Annotated in this window: 14 protein-coding genes; 8 read left to right on the plus strand and 6 right to left on the minus strand. The window is 69.3% G+C overall.

Annotation, left to right across the window (positions count from 1 at the left end; all coding sequences use genetic code 11):
* Window positions 1-357 precede the first annotated feature (357 nt).
* Both NQU55_RS28370 and NQU55_RS28375 read left to right on the plus strand, forming a co-directional pair.
* On the plus strand, window positions 358-4,056 hold the full coding sequence (locus NQU55_RS28370) for an nSTAND1 domain-containing NTPase (protein WP_256791435.1): 3,699 nt from the start codon (window positions 358-360) through the stop codon (window positions 4,054-4,056).
* A gap of 276 nt (window positions 4,057-4,332) precedes the next feature.
* Window positions 4,333-4,713 (plus strand): SH3 domain-containing protein, encoded by a 381-nt coding sequence (locus tag NQU55_RS28375; RefSeq protein ID WP_168094373.1) that lies wholly within the window; start codon window positions 4,333-4,335, stop codon window positions 4,711-4,713.
* 178 nt (window positions 4,714-4,891) lie between these two features.
* Here the strand turns inward: NQU55_RS28375 and NQU55_RS28380 are convergent, their stop codons facing one another.
* Complete coding sequence (locus tag NQU55_RS28380) at window positions 4,892-6,112, minus strand: penicillin-binding transpeptidase domain-containing protein (RefSeq protein WP_168094372.1); 1,221 nt, start codon at window positions 6,110-6,112, stop codon at window positions 4,892-4,894.
* A gap of 247 nt (window positions 6,113-6,359) precedes the next feature.
* On the opposite strand from NQU55_RS28380, the gene NQU55_RS28385 reads away from it, so the two are divergent.
* Together NQU55_RS28385 and NQU55_RS28390 are read left to right on the plus strand one after the other, a co-directional pair.
* Window positions 6,360-6,764, plus strand: coding sequence for a hypothetical protein (locus tag NQU55_RS28385; RefSeq protein WP_206329665.1), 405 nt, complete (start codon window positions 6,360-6,362; stop codon window positions 6,762-6,764).
* Between the two features lie 217 nt (window positions 6,765-6,981).
* A complete protein-coding gene (locus NQU55_RS28390; protein WP_168094371.1) occupies window positions 6,982-7,524 on the plus strand; it encodes a DUF1707 SHOCT-like domain-containing protein in 543 nt (180 codons plus the stop codon).
* A gap of 46 nt (window positions 7,525-7,570) precedes the next feature.
* Here NQU55_RS28390 and NQU55_RS28395 read toward each other — a convergent pair whose 3' ends face one another.
* Complete coding sequence (locus NQU55_RS28395; RefSeq protein WP_168094370.1) at window positions 7,571-8,242, minus strand: hypothetical protein; 672 nt, start codon at window positions 8,240-8,242, stop codon at window positions 7,571-7,573.
* A 456-nt stretch (window positions 8,243-8,698) separates the two neighbouring features.
* Between NQU55_RS28395 and NQU55_RS28400 the strand changes: the two genes are divergently transcribed.
* Together NQU55_RS28400 and NQU55_RS28405 are read left to right on the plus strand one after the other, a co-directional pair.
* The gene (locus NQU55_RS28400; RefSeq protein ID WP_256791437.1) at window positions 8,699-10,183 is read left to right on the plus strand and encodes a SulP family inorganic anion transporter; all 1,485 of its coding nucleotides are present in this window, start codon (window positions 8,699-8,701) and stop codon (window positions 10,181-10,183) included.
* Between the two features lie 138 nt (window positions 10,184-10,321).
* Window positions 10,322-11,392, plus strand: a complete 1,071-nt coding sequence (locus NQU55_RS28405) for a TerC family protein (RefSeq protein ID WP_168096233.1) — start codon at window positions 10,322-10,324, stop codon at window positions 11,390-11,392.
* A gap of 469 nt (window positions 11,393-11,861) precedes the next feature.
* Here the strand turns inward: NQU55_RS28405 and NQU55_RS36940 are convergent, their stop codons facing one another.
* Window positions 11,862-12,356 carry a protease inhibitor I42 family protein gene (locus NQU55_RS36940; protein ID WP_168096232.1) on the minus strand — a complete coding sequence of 165 codons (495 nt, stop codon included), beginning with the start codon at window positions 12,354-12,356 and terminating at the stop codon, window positions 11,862-11,864.
* 186 nt (window positions 12,357-12,542) lie between these two features.
* Here NQU55_RS36940 and NQU55_RS28415 point away from each other — a divergent pair, with 186 nt between their 5' ends.
* A complete protein-coding gene (locus NQU55_RS28415) occupies window positions 12,543-12,902 on the plus strand; it encodes a hypothetical protein (protein WP_168096231.1) in 360 nt (119 codons plus the stop codon).
* Window positions 12,903-13,032: 130 nt separating this feature from the next.
* Here NQU55_RS28415 and NQU55_RS28420 read toward each other — a convergent pair whose 3' ends face one another.
* The 3 genes from NQU55_RS28420 to NQU55_RS28430 form a co-directional block, all read right to left on the minus strand.
* On the minus strand, window positions 13,033-13,344 hold the full coding sequence (locus NQU55_RS28420; protein ID WP_168096230.1) for an SH3 domain-containing protein: 312 nt from the start codon (window positions 13,342-13,344) through the stop codon (window positions 13,033-13,035).
* A gap of 151 nt (window positions 13,345-13,495) precedes the next feature.
* The gene (locus NQU55_RS28425) at window positions 13,496-14,740 is read right to left on the minus strand and encodes a methyltransferase domain-containing protein (protein ID WP_256791438.1); all 1,245 of its coding nucleotides are present in this window, start codon (window positions 14,738-14,740) and stop codon (window positions 13,496-13,498) included.
* A 342-nt stretch (window positions 14,741-15,082) separates the two neighbouring features.
* Window positions 15,083-16,303 carry a basic secretory protein-like protein gene (locus NQU55_RS28430; protein ID WP_168095361.1) on the minus strand — a complete coding sequence of 407 codons (1,221 nt, stop codon included), beginning with the start codon at window positions 16,301-16,303 and terminating at the stop codon, window positions 15,083-15,085.
* A 520-nt stretch (window positions 16,304-16,823) separates the two neighbouring features.
* On the opposite strand from NQU55_RS28430, the gene NQU55_RS28435 reads away from it, so the two are divergent.
* A complete protein-coding gene (locus NQU55_RS28435) occupies window positions 16,824-17,150 on the plus strand; it encodes a hypothetical protein (RefSeq protein WP_168095360.1) in 327 nt (108 codons plus the stop codon).
* The last annotated feature ends 58 nt before the right edge of the window (window positions 17,151-17,208 follow it).

Below are 17,208 nucleotides of genomic sequence, written 5' to 3' on the forward strand. Positions count from 1 at the left end.
CCGCGGGCGCGCAGTGGGGTTCCCGTTCCCACAGAGCAGCCGTCAGCTGGTCGACCAGCACCGAGGAATTGGGGCGCGACAGCAGGGCGGCCAGCAGGCTACGCCGTTGGGGGCCGCTGGCGCCGCCCCCTCGTCAAGGCGTGCGGCACTGGCCCTGCGGTGGTGGCGAGTTGACCGAAAGTGTCATGGAAGCGCATCAATCAATTCGCACAATGGTGAGGTTGATGCGCATCGGTACGTAGGGGCCTTGTGTGTTGCAACCTGAGGGGAGATCCCGTGCCGAGAGGGGACGAGGCAAAGCGGGGCAAGCCTCGGCTAGGACGGCCGGAGCGGCCGGTGGATCCTGAGGCGGGACCGGTGGAGCGGCTGGCATGGGAGTTGCGGCAGCTGCGGGATCGGGCGGGAATAACGAGCTACCGGGCTCTCGCGAAGGCAGCCAACTACTCCCCCAGCACCTTGTCAGAGGCGGCGAAGGGCGAACGACTGCCGCAGCTGGGGGTCGTGCTCGCATACGCGCAAGCGTGCGGCGGTGACCGCGGCGAGTGGGAAGCGCGCTGGCGGGCGGCATCCAAGGCCTGCGAAACGCCGGAGGAGGCCGCGCCGTGTCCGTACCCCGGACTGGCCGCCTTTGACGAGACGGAAGCCGGATGGTTCTTCGGGCGCGGCGACCTGGTCAAAACGCTGTCGCGGTGCGTGGAATGCGAGCCGTTAACCTTTGTGGTCGGGGCATCGGGAAGCGGCAAGTCCTCGCTGCTGCGGGCCGGACTCCTGCCCAGGCTCGGGCAGCGGTGGCGGGCGGTGCTGCTGACACCGGGCACCAGGCCCCTGTCGGAGCTGGCTGCCGCCGTGTCCGTTCTGGGCGACACCGGTACCGGCGCCGAGAGCCTGCGGCAGCAGCTGGCCGGTGACCCGGCGGCGTTGGACCTTGCCCTGAGCACCTGGCTGGCCGGGCAACACGAGGACACCCGGGTGCTGCTCGTAATCGACCAGTTCGAGGAGGTCTTCACCCTGTGTTCGGATGCTGCCGAACGCTCTGCGTTTCTCGATGCGGTGGCCGAGACGGCGGCAGGCCGACCGGGCGTAGGGGTGGCAATCGGTGTCCGAGCCGATTTCACCGCGCGGTGCTTCGCCCACAGCGGGCTGGTCGCTGCCATTCGAGCTGGCGTGCAAGTCCCGGTAGGGCCGCCGACCAGAGATGAGTTACGGGAGATCATTGCCGAGCCTGCGGCCCGCGTGGGGGTAGCCGTGGACGCGGGTCTCATCGAGGCGGTGCTGGGCGAGGCGGCCGATCAGCCCGGTGCACTGCCGCTGGTCGCCCATGCCATGAGAGAGACCTGGAACCAGCGCCCGGGGGCCGTCCTGAGGCTGGAGGACTATCGCGCCACCGGCGGTATGCGGAGCGCTGTCGCGCAGACCGCCGAGCGCGTGTACGGCGCGGCAGACCGCGCCCAACAGGACGTCATCCGAGCGGTGTTCCTGCGACTGACCGCGCTCGGCGAAGGCACCGAAGACACTCGCCGCCGCCTCGCCCGTGCGGAACTGGACGGGCTCGCGGAAACACAAGCCGTCGACGTAGTGCTACGGCGACTCACTGCGGCCCGTCTGGTCGTGCTCTCGCACGGCACTGTCGAGGTGGCTCACGAGGCCGTGATCCAGGCATGGCCACGCCTGCAGCGCTGGCTCCACGACGACCGCGATGCGCTGCGCACCCACCACCGGCTCACCACTGCTGCCTGCACATGGCACGAGCTGGGACGTGATGCGGGTGCACTGTACCGCGGCGTGCAGCTGGCAGCGGCCCGGGAATGGGCTGAAAGCCACCCGAAGGCACTCAACAACCACGAGGCGGAGTTCCTCCGCACCAGCACCACGGCTACGCATCGGAGCATTCGGCGCACACATCAGCTCGTGACAGCCCTCAGCGTCCTGCTGATCCTGGCCCTGGCAGCGACAGCCGTAGCTGTTCGGAAGACCGCCGCTGCCGACACTCAGCGCCGCCTGGCCGTGTCCCGCGAACTCGCCGCCCGCGCCGACCAGCTGAGCGAACAGCGCCCTGAGGCGGCCATGATTCTCGCTCTTGAGGCATACCAGCACGCCGCCACTGCCGAAGCGCGTGGCAGCCTTCTGAGCGCTCACGCTCGTTTTTACGCCAACCAGTTCACCGGACACGCCAAGCCGGTGACCGACGCAGCCTTTGCACCGGACGGCCGCACCCTGGCCACGGCAAGCTTCGATCACAGCGTCAAGCTCTGGGACACGCACTCCCATCGCCTCCTGGCGACACTGACCGGCCACACCGATGTCGTCAACACGGTCGCGTACTCCCCCGACGGCCACACCCTGGCCACCGCCGGCAACGACCGCAGCATCAAACTGTGGGACGCCCCTTCCCACCGCCTCCTCGCTACCCTCACCGGCCACACGAACATGGCCGAAAGCGTCGCATTCTCACCCGACGGCCGCACCCTGGCCAGCGCCGGCAGCGATCGCACCGTGCGCCTGTGGGATGTCCGCACGCACCGGGAACTCGCCACCCTGACCGGCCACACCGATGCGGTGGTGCGCCTGTCGTTCTCGCCGGACGGCCGCATGCTGGCCAGCGCGGACAACGGACGCACGACCCGCCTGTGGGACGTCTCCACTCACAAGACCCTCGCCGTCCTGGCCGGCAGCGCCGGTGCCGTCAAAACGGTGGCGTTCTCCCCCGACGGCGGCACCCTGGCCACCGCAGGTGGCGACAGGAGCGTGAAGCTGTGGGACGTAAGTTCCCGCCGCCTGCTCACGACACTGACCGGCCACACCCGCGACGTGCGGGATGTGGCGTTCTCGCCCGACGGCCGCACCCTGGCCAGCGCGAGCATCGACGGCACTGTTCGTCTGTGGAGCCCGCAGGAGCGCGAGGCTCTGGCCACACTGACCGTGAAGGAGCCCGTCTACGCAGTCGCGTTCTCACCCGACGGCCGCACCCTCGCCTCCACGGGCAAAGACTCCACCGCCGTCCTGTGGGATGTGGCCTCACACCGCCCGGAAGCCACACTGACCGGACGCAGCGGCGCCGTCACGCCACAGGCGTCCTTCGCAGACCCGCACGCCTTCTTCACGGTCGACTACGACAACCTGGTGGCCCGCTGGTCCACGACGACTCAGCGTTCGCGCCCGGCACCCATCGATCCCCCGAAACCCGTCACCGCATCGGTGGCCAGCGATGATGGCCGGATACTGGCCACGACCGGTCACGACGACGCCATACGCGTATGGAACCTTGGGACAGGCAAACCTGCCGCTGTCCTTCGGGGAACCACCGGCACCGCGCGGCAGCTGGCGATCACTCCTGACGGGAGCACCGTGGCTGTCGGCAGCAACGACGGCACCATCCGTCTGTGGGACGTCGCCACCGGCGATACCACCGCCGTCCTGCGCGAAACGCACACGGTGACCGGACTGGCCCTGAGTCCCGACGGCCGCGCTCTGGCCTCCGCCGGCACCGACGGCCGCGTCCGGCTGTGGACCATCGGTCCGGGGCGGACGGGCACGCCCCTGCCCGGCCCCGAAGACGCCAACATGGCCCTGGCCTTCAGTCCCGACGGCCGCACCCTGGCCGTCGGCAACACCGGCAACAGCCTCCGTCTGTGGGACATCGCCACCCGCCGCACCACCGCAACGCTCACCGCCAACTCCGGTTTCGTCCGCGCGATCGCCTTCAGCCCCGACGGCCGCGTTCTGGCCTCCGCCGGCACCGACGGCAGCGTCAGGCTGTGGAGCACCAGCACCTCTCGCCTGCTCGCCACACTCACCGGCCCCGCCATAGAGGGCATACCCACCCTCCGCTTCTCCCCTGACGGCAATGCCCTGGCAGCCTTCGGCCCCCGCAACGCCCCCCGTGTCTGGAGCACCGACGCCAACTACGCCGGCACCTGGAGCAGCGGCGCCGACTATGCGGCCCGCGTCTGGAGCGCCGATGCCGGCCACACCGCAACGCATGTCTGCCGGCTCAGCACGGACCATCGATGGGCGCAGCTCCTCCCGGATCAGCCGGTGAAGGAACTGTGTCCGTGAGGAGCGGCCGCCGGGCCTGACGATTGCCGGCCCTCTGCTCTGGCGAGGCCGCGAAGAGGCCCCTCTTCGCAGGGTCCGGGCCCTGCGCCCCAGCTCCGCCACTGGTTCTGCCTCCGCGGATTGCGCCCAGGTACAGCGCCAAGCCGCACACCGTTGTCCGAATTGATTGACGTGCTCAAGCTGCGCTTTCGGTCAACTCGCCTCCGTCGCAGAGTCGTTTGCGCCCGGCCTACGGGGGAGCCGGGCTCCAGCCGAACGACGACAAGGACGGATCACATGAAGCGCAAGCTCGCCCTCACCGTTGGGACCGCGGCAATCGCGGGTGGCAGCCTCCTCGGCTTCACGCCCGCCGCCGGTGCCACCACCACCGCCGCCGCCCAGTCACCGAGCGGCACCGCCGTCGTCACCTCCGCATCCGCGGAGGCGCCTCTGGCCGCCTGCAAGGCCCAGGCCAAGGAACAGGTCCTCATACGCGCGAAGGCCACGACAGATTCGGGCATTAACGGCACGATCCCCCAGGGCAAGACGGTCTCGTGCGGGGAGACGAAGAAGGGGGGAAGTTACGACGCGTGCCACAAGAAGGACAACCACTGGCTCTACGTCACGTACAACGGGCACAAGGGCTGGTCCCCCAAGGCATGCATGGTGAAGCGGTGACCGCATAGTCGACGTGTACACCACGCCACTGGCCACAGCCCTTCCGGAGTCGTGGCCAGTGGCGTGACTCCCGGACGTCCCGGTCGGTCAGGCCGCCGAGCGAATCGGCGATCGGCCGGCCTGCGTGGTCTTCGTCGACTCGGGGGGACAGGACGAACCCATGGTCGAGAATCGGTGGTCAGCCGGTAGCAGCCTTCGCCATGCGGTCCATGACCGGTGCCGACGGGACCGTGCCGCCGGGGCCGGAGCCGTCCGCCCGTACCGCCGCTCCCAGCAGGCCGCCGTTCGCCGTGCGCAGGAGGGCCACGGACCACGACTCCTTGTCCGAGTCCGTACGGGTCGCCAGTTGACCGGACGCCAGCGCCGAGCGCAGCTGAGCCGCCGTCTCCTGCTTGATCACCTGCCGGCCTGCCGCCGCGTAGGCCTTCGGCTTCTGGACGCTGCCGTCACCGTGCGCTATCCGGTCCACCAGCCGCGGGCCGATCTGCTTGCCGCCGTTTCCGATGACCGCCATCACCCTCGCCATCTGCAGCGGTGTCGCCTCCGCCTCCTCGTCGCCGAAGGTGCTTTCCACGGCCCGTACCGGCACGTCCAACTCCTTCTCGTTGAAGCCGAACGCCTCCGCCGTCGAACGCACGGCTTCCCGGCCGACCTCCGCCGCCATGGCGGTGAAGACGTCGTCGCACCCGTCCCGCAGCGCATGGCTGATCGAGGCGTTCTCGCAGCCGCCGGTGCCGCCCGGTGCGCGTGTCGGCGTGTCCATCGAGGCGTACAACCCCTTCTCCAGCGCGGCTGCTGCCACCACCACGTGGAACGTCCTGCCTGCCGGAACCGCTTGTCTCAGGGCGCGGTTGAGCAGAGGATGGTCCTCCTTTGCGTTCAGTTCCTTCCACGCACCGGCGTCCGCGCGCGTGTTCCCGCTGAACGTCGAGGGGTCGTACGACGGTGCGCTCACGAGCGCCCGGATGCGGCCCGTCTCCGCGTCCAGGGCCACCGCCGCTCCCGTGTGACCGCGCAGGCCCTCCGCCGCCGCGCGCTGCAGGGCCGGGTCGATGGTGGTCTCCACCGTGCCTCGAACGTCCCGGTAGATGCTCTCGAGCCCCGACGCCCCGTACACCAGTGACCGGTATCCCGTCACCGCCGAGTACAGCTCGCCGTCCGTATACGTGCGCTGGTAGGGGGCTCTGTCGATCCCGGACGGTTTCGTGCCGGTGACCGATCGCCCCGCCACCAGGATGCCGACCAGGCCTTCCTCCGCCTTCCGCTGCGGGGACGCCTGTGCCTTCGGCGCCTCCTCCGACGCCCCTCCACCGGACGCACAACCTGCCGTACCCGCACCGAACAGCGTCATCAAGGCCGCCGCGGCCACGGCGGCCCGGCGTCGGTTTGTCGTAGACATGATCAACATCGTACGGGGGTTGCCACTCTCCGACTGCAGCCCCGACGGGAACGCACAGAGCGGCCCCTCCCCCACCGGCCCGGCATGCCGCCCTTGACCCTCCGCCCCTCACGCGCACCCAAGCATTTGACCGGCAGGCAAGACAGGCAAGGCCGGATTTGATCGTTTATTACATGATCCGTACGGGGCAGGCTCCCCTCGCAAGATCCGAATCCTCTGTCGAATGTCGAATAGGGAAGGCTCTTCCATGAAGCTCCTCGTTCGGACCGGGCTCGCCGCGGCAGTTGCGGCCGGAGCCATCGCCACCGCCGTTGCCCCCGCTTCCGCCGCCGTCGGCGTCGGCGACGCTCATGTCGTGGCCGGCGCACATGCAGTGGTACCGAACCCGAAGACGGTCAAGGCTGCCGCGTACAACCAGGCGCGCAGCATCCTGGCCAACGCCGGCAGCCAGACGGCGGCCAAGTCGCACCCCATCCACGGAAAGGACGACGTGCCCGTCAGCTACGGCACCAGCCTGCTGGCCGCGGCCCGCGACGAATTCCGGCAGACCGACCGCAAGCTGCCGCCGAAGGACAAGAAGTCCGACATGTCGATCCCGCATTACAACGCCATTCACAGTGCGGCGAAGACCATGGGCATCGACAAGTGGTGAGGCAGTAAAACAACGCCCCGGGCCGGCCTTTGACCGGCTCGGGGCGTCGTCACGGGCCGATAGGCACTTATTGTTGCCGTTGCAGCACAGATCAGCCGCTGCCTCCGCCTCGGGCCTTCAGGGCCATGGTGACGAGCGGTCGGCCTTCCCGCCGAATGCCTTGCCCGCCAAGGACCTTGGCGCGTTCGCGTCGCCTGCACGGCATTAGAGTGAGACGGTGACTTCTCTGCCGGAAGACCCGCCACCACGGTTCAGCGAAGACGACCGCGACACGGCCGTACAGCGCGTGCAGCAGGCGTACGCCGAAGGGCACATCTCGCACGAGGAGATGGACGAGCGCCTCCATCAGGCGCTCACCGCGAAGACGCACAGCGAGCTTGTGCCCGCTCTGGCCTCGCTCCCGGAGGAGCGTACAGGCACATCGTCCACGATTGCCGCCGCCGGCGGACGGATCAAGCGGCGCGGCGCATGGCGAGTACCTCGGGCTCTGAAGGTCGCGTCCGCGTTCGGAAAGGTGCACCTCGACCTCTCGCAGGCGGTCATCGAGCATCCGGTAGTCGACATCGAGTTGCAACTCGGCACCGGCAGGGCCAGGATCACAGTGCCTCGGGACGCGATCGTCGACCTCGACGATCTGCACACCGGATGGAAGGACACGCTCTACAAGCCCCGGCAGCCCTCCCTGCCCGGCGGGCCGAAGATCCGCATTTCCGGGAGCATGGGGTTCGGACGGTTAAGAATCCGCCACGCGCGGCGTTGAGGCTCCGGCCGGCATCAGGGCCGGCTGCCTTCCGCCGAAGAACGAGCTAGCCCAATTCGGGGTAGTAGCCCCGCTGGTACGGCGACAGCTCAGAGATCGCGAGCTGCGCCGCTCCCCGGCAGATCAGGCAGACGCGGTCACGGTGGCATGCGGAGCAGTTCTTCCGCCCGCGGGCCTCGTCGCGCACCCAGCCGCGTCCCTCGCATCCGGGGCACCACCCCAGACCGTCGCACTCGTAGCACAGCACATATCCGGGCGTGACGGTCGCGGCCGTGCGCGCCGGCTCCGGCCATGGAAACTCCTCCGTCTCGTACAAGGCCATCGCCGGTGTCCGGCCGCCGAAGTACACGAGGGATCCGTGGTCGCCCACGCGGATCTCGATGCTGCAGCCGTCACGGCGGCCGGTGACCACCGACCGGTTCCTGCCACCGGCGTCCTCCTGCGATGTCGCGGCCTCCCAGCCCGCAGAGCCGAGCAGGGCTGCCGCGCGCGATGCGATGTCGGCGGCACTGGCGTGCGCGGGACGCTCGCCGCTGAAGGAGCTGGTCCAGTACTGGTAGCGGAGCGGTTCATGCCAGTCGACGACCCCGGGCTCGTCGAGAAACAGCAGGCGCAGGTCGCTGCCGGGGGTCAGGTCGTCGATCAGCTCGACCAGTTTCGTGCGCAGGGCCCGTCCCAGCCGGTCCAGCTCCTCGCGTGCACCCGGTATGCCGCCCATGCCGCCGCCCCCTTCTCGCCGGGCCCGTTCACCACCCGGTCAATAGCACCCTAGGTGCCGTTCACGCCGAGTCGGGCGGTCCAGCGGGCGCCGCGCGCCCGCTTCGTTGTGGCACAGCCTGTCAGGCTCTTCCGGATACGAGGCACCCCCGGCCCGGAACAGCGCACTGTGACCTCCACGGCTCAAAGGCGTACGCCGGGGGCGCACACTGCCCCCGCTACGCCAATTACCTTCCCTAGGCCATTACTTGACCCGCCCATTGCCTGCAGCCATCAGGTAATCTCTTGGTAAAGGGGTGGCCGAAAACGTCTGAGACAGCCCAGCTGTTGGCGCGTCCGCCCTGAGGCGGCGCTACGCACACGGCAGGAGGGGCCACTCGCCGCCACCGTGCTTCCTGTGTCGGCCCTCTCACGGGCCGCCCCGGCCCCCGCTTTCCGTCGCGCGAGGAGCCTCATCATGCTGCCTGTTCTCCAAGACCCCGTAGGCCTGAGGCGTGACGTCCTGGCCTCGCTCGTCGTGTTCCTGGTGGCCCTGCCCTTGTGCGTGGGCGTAGCCGTCGCCTCGGGCGTGCCGGCCGAACTCGGGCTGATCACGGGCATCGTCGGAGGCCTTGTCGTCGGCGCCATGCCCGGCAGCAGCCTCCAAGTCAGCGGCCCCGCCGCCGGGCTGACCGTCCTGGTCTTCGAAGCCGTCCAGGAATTCGGCCTCGGCGTCCTCGGAGCGATCGTCCTGGCCACCGGCCTGGCCCAGATAGCCCTGGGCGCCGTGCGCTTCGGCCGCTGGTTCCGGGCGATCTCCGTGGCCGTCGTGCAGGGCATGCTCGCCGGCATCGGACTCGTCCTCATCTTCGGCCAGCTCTACACCATGGCGGGCATCAAGCAACCCCGCTCCGGCGTGGACAAGATCGTCGGTATCCCGGGTCTGATCGCAGACATCGCCACGGACCGCACCGCCCTGACCGCCTTCGCGGTCGGCGCGGGCACCATGGTCGTCCTGGTTCTGTGGAAGAAGGCCCCGGCGAAGGCCCGGGTGCTCCCCGGCCCGCTGGTGGCCGTGGCCCTGGCCACGGCGGTCACCGCCCTGGGCGGCCTCGACATCGCCAACGTGGAGGTAAACGGCCTGATCGACGCCATCCAGCCACCGGCCCTGAACGACCTCAGCGCTCTCGGCGGCATCAGCGTCCTCGGCACGGTCCTGGCCTTCACCCTCATCGCCTCGGCGGAATCCCTCTTCAGCGCCGCCGCGGTCGACCGCATGCACGACGGCCCGCGCACCCACTACGACAAAGAGCTCATGGCGCAGGGCGTCGGCAACACCATCTGCGGCATCCTGGGCGCCTTGCCCATGACCGCCGTCATCGTCCGCAGTTCCGCCAACGTCCAGGCCGGCGCGAAGACCAAGCGCTCCCGCATCCTGCACGGTGCGTGGCTGCTGCTGTTCGCCGTGCTGCTGCCTGCGGCGATCGGGATCATCCCGCTGGCGGCGCTGGCGGGCGTTCTGGTCCACGCCGGCTGCAAGCTCGTACCGTTCAAGGAGCTCGCCCCGCTGTGGCGCGAGCACCGCGGCGAGGCGATCGTTCTGGGCATCACGGCCGTCGCCATCGTCACCACCAGCATGTTCGAAGGCGTGGTGCTGGGCTTGTTCCTCGCCGTCGCCAAGTCGGCCTGGGACACCTCCGCCCTCCATCTCGACATCCGGGAGTCCGCCAATGGAGGCATCGTCGTCGCCGTCGCGGGCCACGCCACCTTCCTGCGTCTGCCGCGCCTCCTGGAAACCCTGGAAGCCCTGCCCCAGGACCGCCCGATCGAACTCGACCTGTCGCAGGTCCGTCACCTCGACCATGCCTGCCGCGCCGCCCTGGAAACCTGGGCGGCGCGCCACAACGAACAGGGAACGGAAGCGGTGCGGGTCAGGCACCCGGAGGCGGTCACCGCAGCGTGAGCAGAAGAGCCCGCAATGTGTTCGCCCGCATGCCGATGAGGCCAAGATCCGCATTCCCGGGTCGCCCGGTGGCGCAAAATACCGCAGACTCCTTATGAGGTCCGCGCGCGAGTGCGGGCCACCAGGGAAGTGACCAGCGTGCTTGAGGTTCCGTTCTGGCTCTGGGGGGCGTTCGCCGCGACGGTGGTCGTGTCGCTGGCGGTGGACCTCCTGGCCCACCGTTCGGCGCACGTCATCGGCTTCAAGGAGGCCGCGGCCTGGAGCGGCCTGTGGGTGGGCCTCGCCCTGGCCTTCGGCGCCGTCGTCTTCCTCGTCCTCGGCACGACGGCCGGGACGGAGTACACCACCGCGTGGCTGCTGGAGAAGAGCCTGTCGGTGGACAACCTGTTCGTCTTCGCCGTGATCTTCGCCTATTTCAAGGTGCCCCGCGCCTACCAGCACCGCGTGCTGTTCTTCGGCGTCATCGGCGCCCTGGTCTTCCGCGCGGTCTTCCTGGCTCTCGGCGTCGCCGTGGTCACCCGCTTCACCGCGGTGTTGTACGTCTTCGCCGCCATCCTCTTCTACAGCACCTACAAACTCCTCAAGGACGAGGAGGAGAGCTTCGACCCGGGCAAGAGCTTCGCCGTGCGGCTGCTCCGCAAAATCATGCCGGTCAAGGACGAGTACGCCGGCATGAAGTTCTTCGTCAAGGAAGCCGGCAAGCGCGTGGCCACCCCGCTGCTCGCGGTGGTCGCCGCGATCGAGGCCGCCGACCTGATCTTCGCCGTCGACAGCGTCCCCGCCGTCCTCGCCGTCAGCGACGACGCCTTCATCGTCTACACCAGCAACGCCTTCGCCATCCTCGGCCTGCGAGCCCTGTACTTCATGCTCGCCGGCCTCCTGGACCGCTTCCACTACCTGAGCAAGGGCCTGGCAATCATCCTGGCCTTCATCGGCGTCAAGCTCATCCTCCAGGCGTCCCACAAGATGATCAGCCCGAGCATCCCGGAAATCCCCTCACCCGTCAGCCTCGCGGTCATCGTCGTCGTCCTGGCCGGATCCGTCGTCCTCAGTCTGCGCCGCCCCGCCACACCTAAAGTCACTGCGGCGCCGAACGAGGAGGCGGCCTCCCCGCCCGATGCGGCTCCCCCCGACGCACCCCGGGCCGAGAACAGCGCGCGCGTACGGCAGGACCAGGGTCCGGGCGATCCGCCCCGCCCGGCGCCCTGACGCGACGCCTGCCGCTCCCCCGGCCTGCCCCGCCCTGCCCGACCTGCCCTGCTCCGATCACAGGATCCATGGTTGAAGAATGAGTAAAGTCCAGCATGAGACCGGCCCTCAGGGAGAAATCCTCTGCCCGGTCTGCAAACAGCCCCTGACCATGAGGATCAAAAGGCGGCACAAGACCTTCGGCATCTTCGTACCTGTGTGGACTCCCCGCCGCTGCCACAACCCCGACTGCCGCGAATCCCTGGAGGCCCCGGAACCGAAGGACCCGGAAGACGACCAGCCCCGGTCCCGGGACCGCTGACACCACCCCGCCCCGGGACGGGCTCCTCCACGACGAAACGCGAGCCCGCCCGGTACCGACTCTCCGGATGGGGCGGTCCAAGCGGGCCGAGCGGGGTGGGGGGACGAGCGGCCTGCGATACGACGTCACCGACCGGGCCGGGGCCCGTGAGGCGCCGCCGATCCCGTCTCAGCGGACGGACACGCGGTACGTGACGGTGCGCGGCAGAGTGGCCGAGTAGCAGCCGCGAGCCGGGTCCGTCCCGCAACGGTTGGCCAGCACGATCGTGGTGGTCCCGGGGCCGGCCGCTTCGAAGGTGAAGTACTTGGTGTATCCGGCACCGGCGGCTTCCTTCTCCCTGGCCGTCTGATGAGTGCTCGTCCCCTGGGGACGCACGACAGCCTCGTCCGGGCCCGAACCGGAGACGTTCCAGGTCTGCCGGGCCGAGATGTTCTCACGCATCGCTATCGAGAAGCGCCCGCCGCGCAGGACTTCGAGGGGGCCCTCGACGCGGTCCAGCGGCTTCGGGCGCCCGCGTTCGTAGGCCGGAGGGCGGTCCTGGTAAACGGTGCCCAGCGGCGACCTGTCCGTCCCACCGCCACAGCCGGCGGCAAGGGGCACGAGGACAGCCAGCCCGGCAATGCGGGCCAGGGCAAGGCTGGTTTTCTTCTTGACTCGGATCACGAGGCCATATTCTGCGGTGCCGCACTCCGGGGGTCGGACTCGGCCCCGGCCGCGAGCCCCGACCCGCCTACGCGGTAATCCGTTCGGGTGGCAATAGCTCCCGACCCTTCAAGGAATGGTCGGAATATACGACTCTTGTCGTGATCGGGGGGATCTATGCCCGCAGGCAACCATGGGGGAACTGTCATGCAGTCCATGCAGTCCATGCAGTCCATGCAGTCCATGCAGTCACTGAGGAACGTCGTACGGGCGGCCGTGACCATCGGCGCCGCTCTCGCACTGTTCACCGGGTTGTCCACCAGCGCCCAGGCCGCCGCCGGGGACTTCACCTACGTCAATGTGAACGGGGACGACTTCACTCTGCACAACCCAAAGAACGGCGAATGCTTCCTGCTGGTCAGCGGAGCCAAGAGCGCCACCAACCGCACGACCGCCAAAGCGACCGTGTTCGCCGAACACGGCTGTGAGGGATCGCGCCAGACGATGCAGCCGAACACTTCGGTGACCTTCAGCGGCACCAACCCGCACAGCGTGATGTTCGGCTGAGCGACCGGCCGGCCCGTCGGCGCGTACGGCACGAGGAGGGCGTGCGGGTGCCCGGCGGTGCACCTTCGCCACCCCGGAAGAGAGCCCCGGGGGCCGCGGGGTAGGGCCCCCGCGACCCCCGGGCTGCTGTTTACCAGCTCCAGTAACCGTGCGAGATCCAGCCGGACACGCCGGTGTTCACGTCGTAGACCTTGTCCCACTGACCGTCGCCCGAGACGTCACGGTGCGCCAGGCGGTGGTCGCTGTAGCAGAGGCCGACGACCGAGCTGGATGTGCTCGCGGCGGCGCGGATGCGCACGCCCTCGCCCTTGCAGTGACCGTAGACGTCGTCGGCATAAGCCGGCGCCGCCAGAGCCCCGCCGCCGAGCGTGGCCGCGACCAGCAGGCCTGCCACGGCCGCGGCACGCTTGCCCGCGCTCTTCCCCCGAATTGCAGAATTCACTTTTTGCTCCTCAAAAATGGTCGAGCCGAGTGCCGATGATCTTGGACTCGGCAAGACGGGAACCTATCAGCAGATGATCTTGAAAACGGGGCCCTGAAACGGTCCCACGACATGCCCATGACCAAGCAGTGACACTGTCACTGCGGGAGGCTCAAAGGCCCGGCCGACCCGACCAACTCGACCATCTCGACCCGCTCGACCCACTCGGCCCACTCGGCCGGCTCAGCTTTTCCGGGATGGTGATCCCGGTACTGCCGCGTCCTGTCTCCACCCGCAGGGTGTGATCACCGGCCGTGTTCACACTGAGCCTGTACTGGCCGATGCGGGGACGCCCGAGCGTCTCCCAGCGGGTGTATCCGGCGGTGATCTCGTCCCAGAGCAGCCTCGGGCCCGCCTGGATCACAGCGAACCGGTCGGCGCAGCGGCCGTCGTAGTCCACAGCCGCCCAGGACGGGCCTTCGTCGTCGGCGATGTGCAGGCGGGTAGGGGCGTGCTCGCCGGTGATGTCCCAGGCGAAGGACGCGCCGGGGACGGCCAGGCCGAGGTGGAACTCGGCGTCGAGATCCCCGCCCGCGACCAGCCAGGGGGACAGGCTCGTCACCCCCTTGTGCTGGGCGGGCGCTGCTGCAGGGCCCGCGGTGTCCTGGCAGGGGCGCCTCATGGGCATGAAGGAGGCGAAGGCGTGGAACCGGCCGTGCGCGGTGCCGTCCCGGCCGGCCGTCAGCGCAAGGGTCCCGTAGCGGCACCAAGCCGAGGTCCACGGCGTGACGATGCGTCCGCCGGGCACGGTCTGCTCCACCCAGGCCGACGGAACCCGGTCGACGGAGAACGTCGCGACCACCCGTTCGTACGGCGCTCCGGAGGGCCACCCGGCGGCCGCGTCACCGCAGGAGAGCGCCGGTGCGAAGCCCGCGGCTTCCAGGTTCCCCTCTCCCCGTGCGGCGAGCACCGGGTCCAGTTCGACCGTGCTGACCGCGTCGTCGCCCAGGATGGTGCACAGGAGGGCGGCGTTGAAACCGGTTCCGGTGCCCAGTTCCAGCACCCTTGGCGGCCGGGCTTCACGTCCGGCGTCGCCGATTCCGGCCAGCAGCAGGGTGCGCAGCACCATGGAGGGCATGGATGCCGACGACGAGGGGAGTCCGTCGGTGAACTGGGTGACCAGCGGGGTGTCAGTGTAGGCCGCGGTGAGCCACCCGTCGGGGTCCGCCGACCGGTCGCAGGCCCGGTAGCCCCCTTCGCCGTCGCGCAGCCACAGCCGATCGGGCAGGAACAGGTGCCGTGGAACCGTACGCAGCGCGCGCTCGTACTCGGGCGGCAGCGGCCGTCCCAGGAGCTGGATGACGTCGGCCAGCAGCCGGTCGACGTGAGCAGCAGGTGCGGCCGGGGAGGTCTTCACGACGGTGGCTACTTCTTCTCCGGGGCCGGCGCGGGCGGCGGGGGCGGAGGCGGAGGGACGGGCCGGTTGGGCTGATGCCCGTCATCTCCGATGGGCGATCGGTGCTTGGCCTGCACGACGTCCACGTCTGCCTCCTGGGTCTCCCGCCCACCGTAGAGGAGTACGGCGAGCCCTTGCAGAGATTCCGGCCCACCGCAGAGTCCGGGTTCCGGCCAGGTCGCCATCACCCAGGGGCCGTCCGCTACGCGACGTGTGTCGCGTAGCGGACGGCCCCTGGCCCTTCTCCTCAGGAATCATCCGGAAGAGGCCGGAATCAGCCGGACTCGGCCGAGGAGGCCCTGCTCAGTCATGAAAGCCGGGGTTGGTCCACCGGGTCGGATTGGCCTGGATGTCGTTCCACATCTCGTTCCACCACTGGCGGCCGCCCTTACCCGTGATCGTGGTCAGCACGCGGTCGCCATCGGCGCCGAAGCCCTGCTGCCGCACCTCGTTGTTGATCCTCTGGATGACGTTCTCGCCCGCCGGGTGCTTGTGAGCGATGTAGTTCAGCAGGAAGGCGGTGGAGTCGTAGCCGCGGTTGTAGTCCGTGCCGCGGATCCGGTCGACGCCCGGCTTCTCCTTCACGTTGTAGACGTACTTGCGGTAGTAGTCCGCCTGGCCCTCGTTCAGCCACCCCCCGTTGGCCGCGTCCTGCACCTGGTGGGTGAGTTCATGGATGAGCGACCCGATGTCGCCCGGGTTGTTCATCACGTAGTCGGGGCGAAGGACGATCGACTTCTCGTTGTTGTACTTGGGCTTCGGGTTCGGATCGAAGACGGCCGCCACGCCGGGGTTCCTGAAGCTCTCGTGCCCGGCGTCGAAGACGACGTTGATGCCGGGCTTCACCTCGTACGCGCCGCCGGTCATGAATTGCTTGATCTTCCCGTACTGGTCCTGGAGGAGACCTCTGCTCCTGTCGAACCAGGAGCGCAGGGCGTTCGGGTCGTAGCCGCCGGAGTCGACCATCTGCAGCGTGACAGGGACTGCAGGCGTGGGCGGTTGGGCGGTGACCTTGTCGAGGTTCCACTGCTGGGCCTTGTCGCCGGCGTTGCAGGGGCGGGCCGCGGTGCCCAGGTCGGGGAGGCGGGTCAGGCAGGTGTCGCCGCCGGTGCGGTCACTGCTGTGCAGGAGCCAGGCACGGCTGTCGGGGAGGTTCTGCAGCCACCACCGCTGGTTGGGCCTGCCGATGTCGTTCCAGGCGGCGACGGAGTTGTTGCCCAGGTCGCGGTCGACGGCGTAGTTGGTGCGGGGGATTCTGACGCTCCAGTTCCCGGTGCCGTCGTCGGTGACGGTCCAGTTCTGTTCGGTCAGGTTCTCGTTCCAGTCTTTGACGCGCACGCCCGCGCCATTGCGGGGGCCGTCCCACTGCAGGGCTCCGCCCGCATGGCTGGATATCCGGTAGGTGCCGCCGGATTCCGGCAGCGGTTCGGCGGCGGCATGGGCCGCCGTGGCGGTGAGGCCACCGGTGAGACCGGCGACGGCGGCCAGCACGGCGGCCGGGATCGTGAGGTTGCGCATGCGCATGAACGAGCCTTTCGGCGAGAGTGGCGAGGATGAGGAGAGAACGCCTACGCGGGCGAAGGGCGTTGGCGGAGGCGGGTCGAGTCGCGTCGGGTCAGGTCAGGTCAGGTCAGGTCGCTACCGGACCCGCACGTGTGCGGCCAAGGGCGTAACACTCCGCTACTGGAGCTTTCACTGCTGGGAGTCGAGGCCGTCCGCGGTGGCGCAGGAGGCGACCGTCAGCGGCCCTCACCGGCGGGGGCGCCCAGGCACTGGTCGCCCTGCTTGCTGCGGATCGTGTATCAGCCGGGGCGGCCGGTGGTGGGCGCGGAAGCGCCAGAGGTGGTTATCGGAGCCGCCGATGCCGTTCACCTGGTGGGACCAGGCGGTGCCGTTGGAGGGGCGTAGAGGTCGGCCAGGTTGTTGTTCGCGTTCGTCAAGGTCGTGACCTTGACGTGGCCCGGCCGGCCGCCGTCCGTACCCTGTACGAAGCGGAAGACGGCGAGAGCCGCCTCGCGCCAGACCGCGGAGGCCGTGTCGCCCAGTGGACGCTGCCGGAGAAGTTGACGGCTCGGCCTCCGGCTTCCAGCCCGTCAGCTTCCCCGCGAACCGGCGTAAGGAGCCGTTCTTCTCGTGCTCGGTCCAGAAGGCGCGCTGCTGGACATCGGTGGCCGCGGCCCGGGCGTGGACGCCGCCGTCCGCCGTGCCCGGCGCGGAAGCGGCGGGGCTGCCGGCCGGGGTGGCGGCGGACACCTGGGCCATGGGGAGAGCAGCGGCCAGGCCGGCGGTGGCGAGCGCCGGCGTGACGACATGTCTGCGCAACGGATTCTCCGTCCATCTACGCGTGCGGGTGGTGATGCCCGGACCGTAGGTGGATCGGTTCAACACTTGATGGACAGCCCGCCGGCGGCCGACCCGCGGCCGCGCGC

Origin of the sequence: Streptomyces telluris (assembly GCF_024519335.1) — a bacterium.
Lineage (GTDB): Bacteria > Actinomycetota > Actinomycetes > Streptomycetales > Streptomycetaceae > Streptomyces > Streptomyces telluris.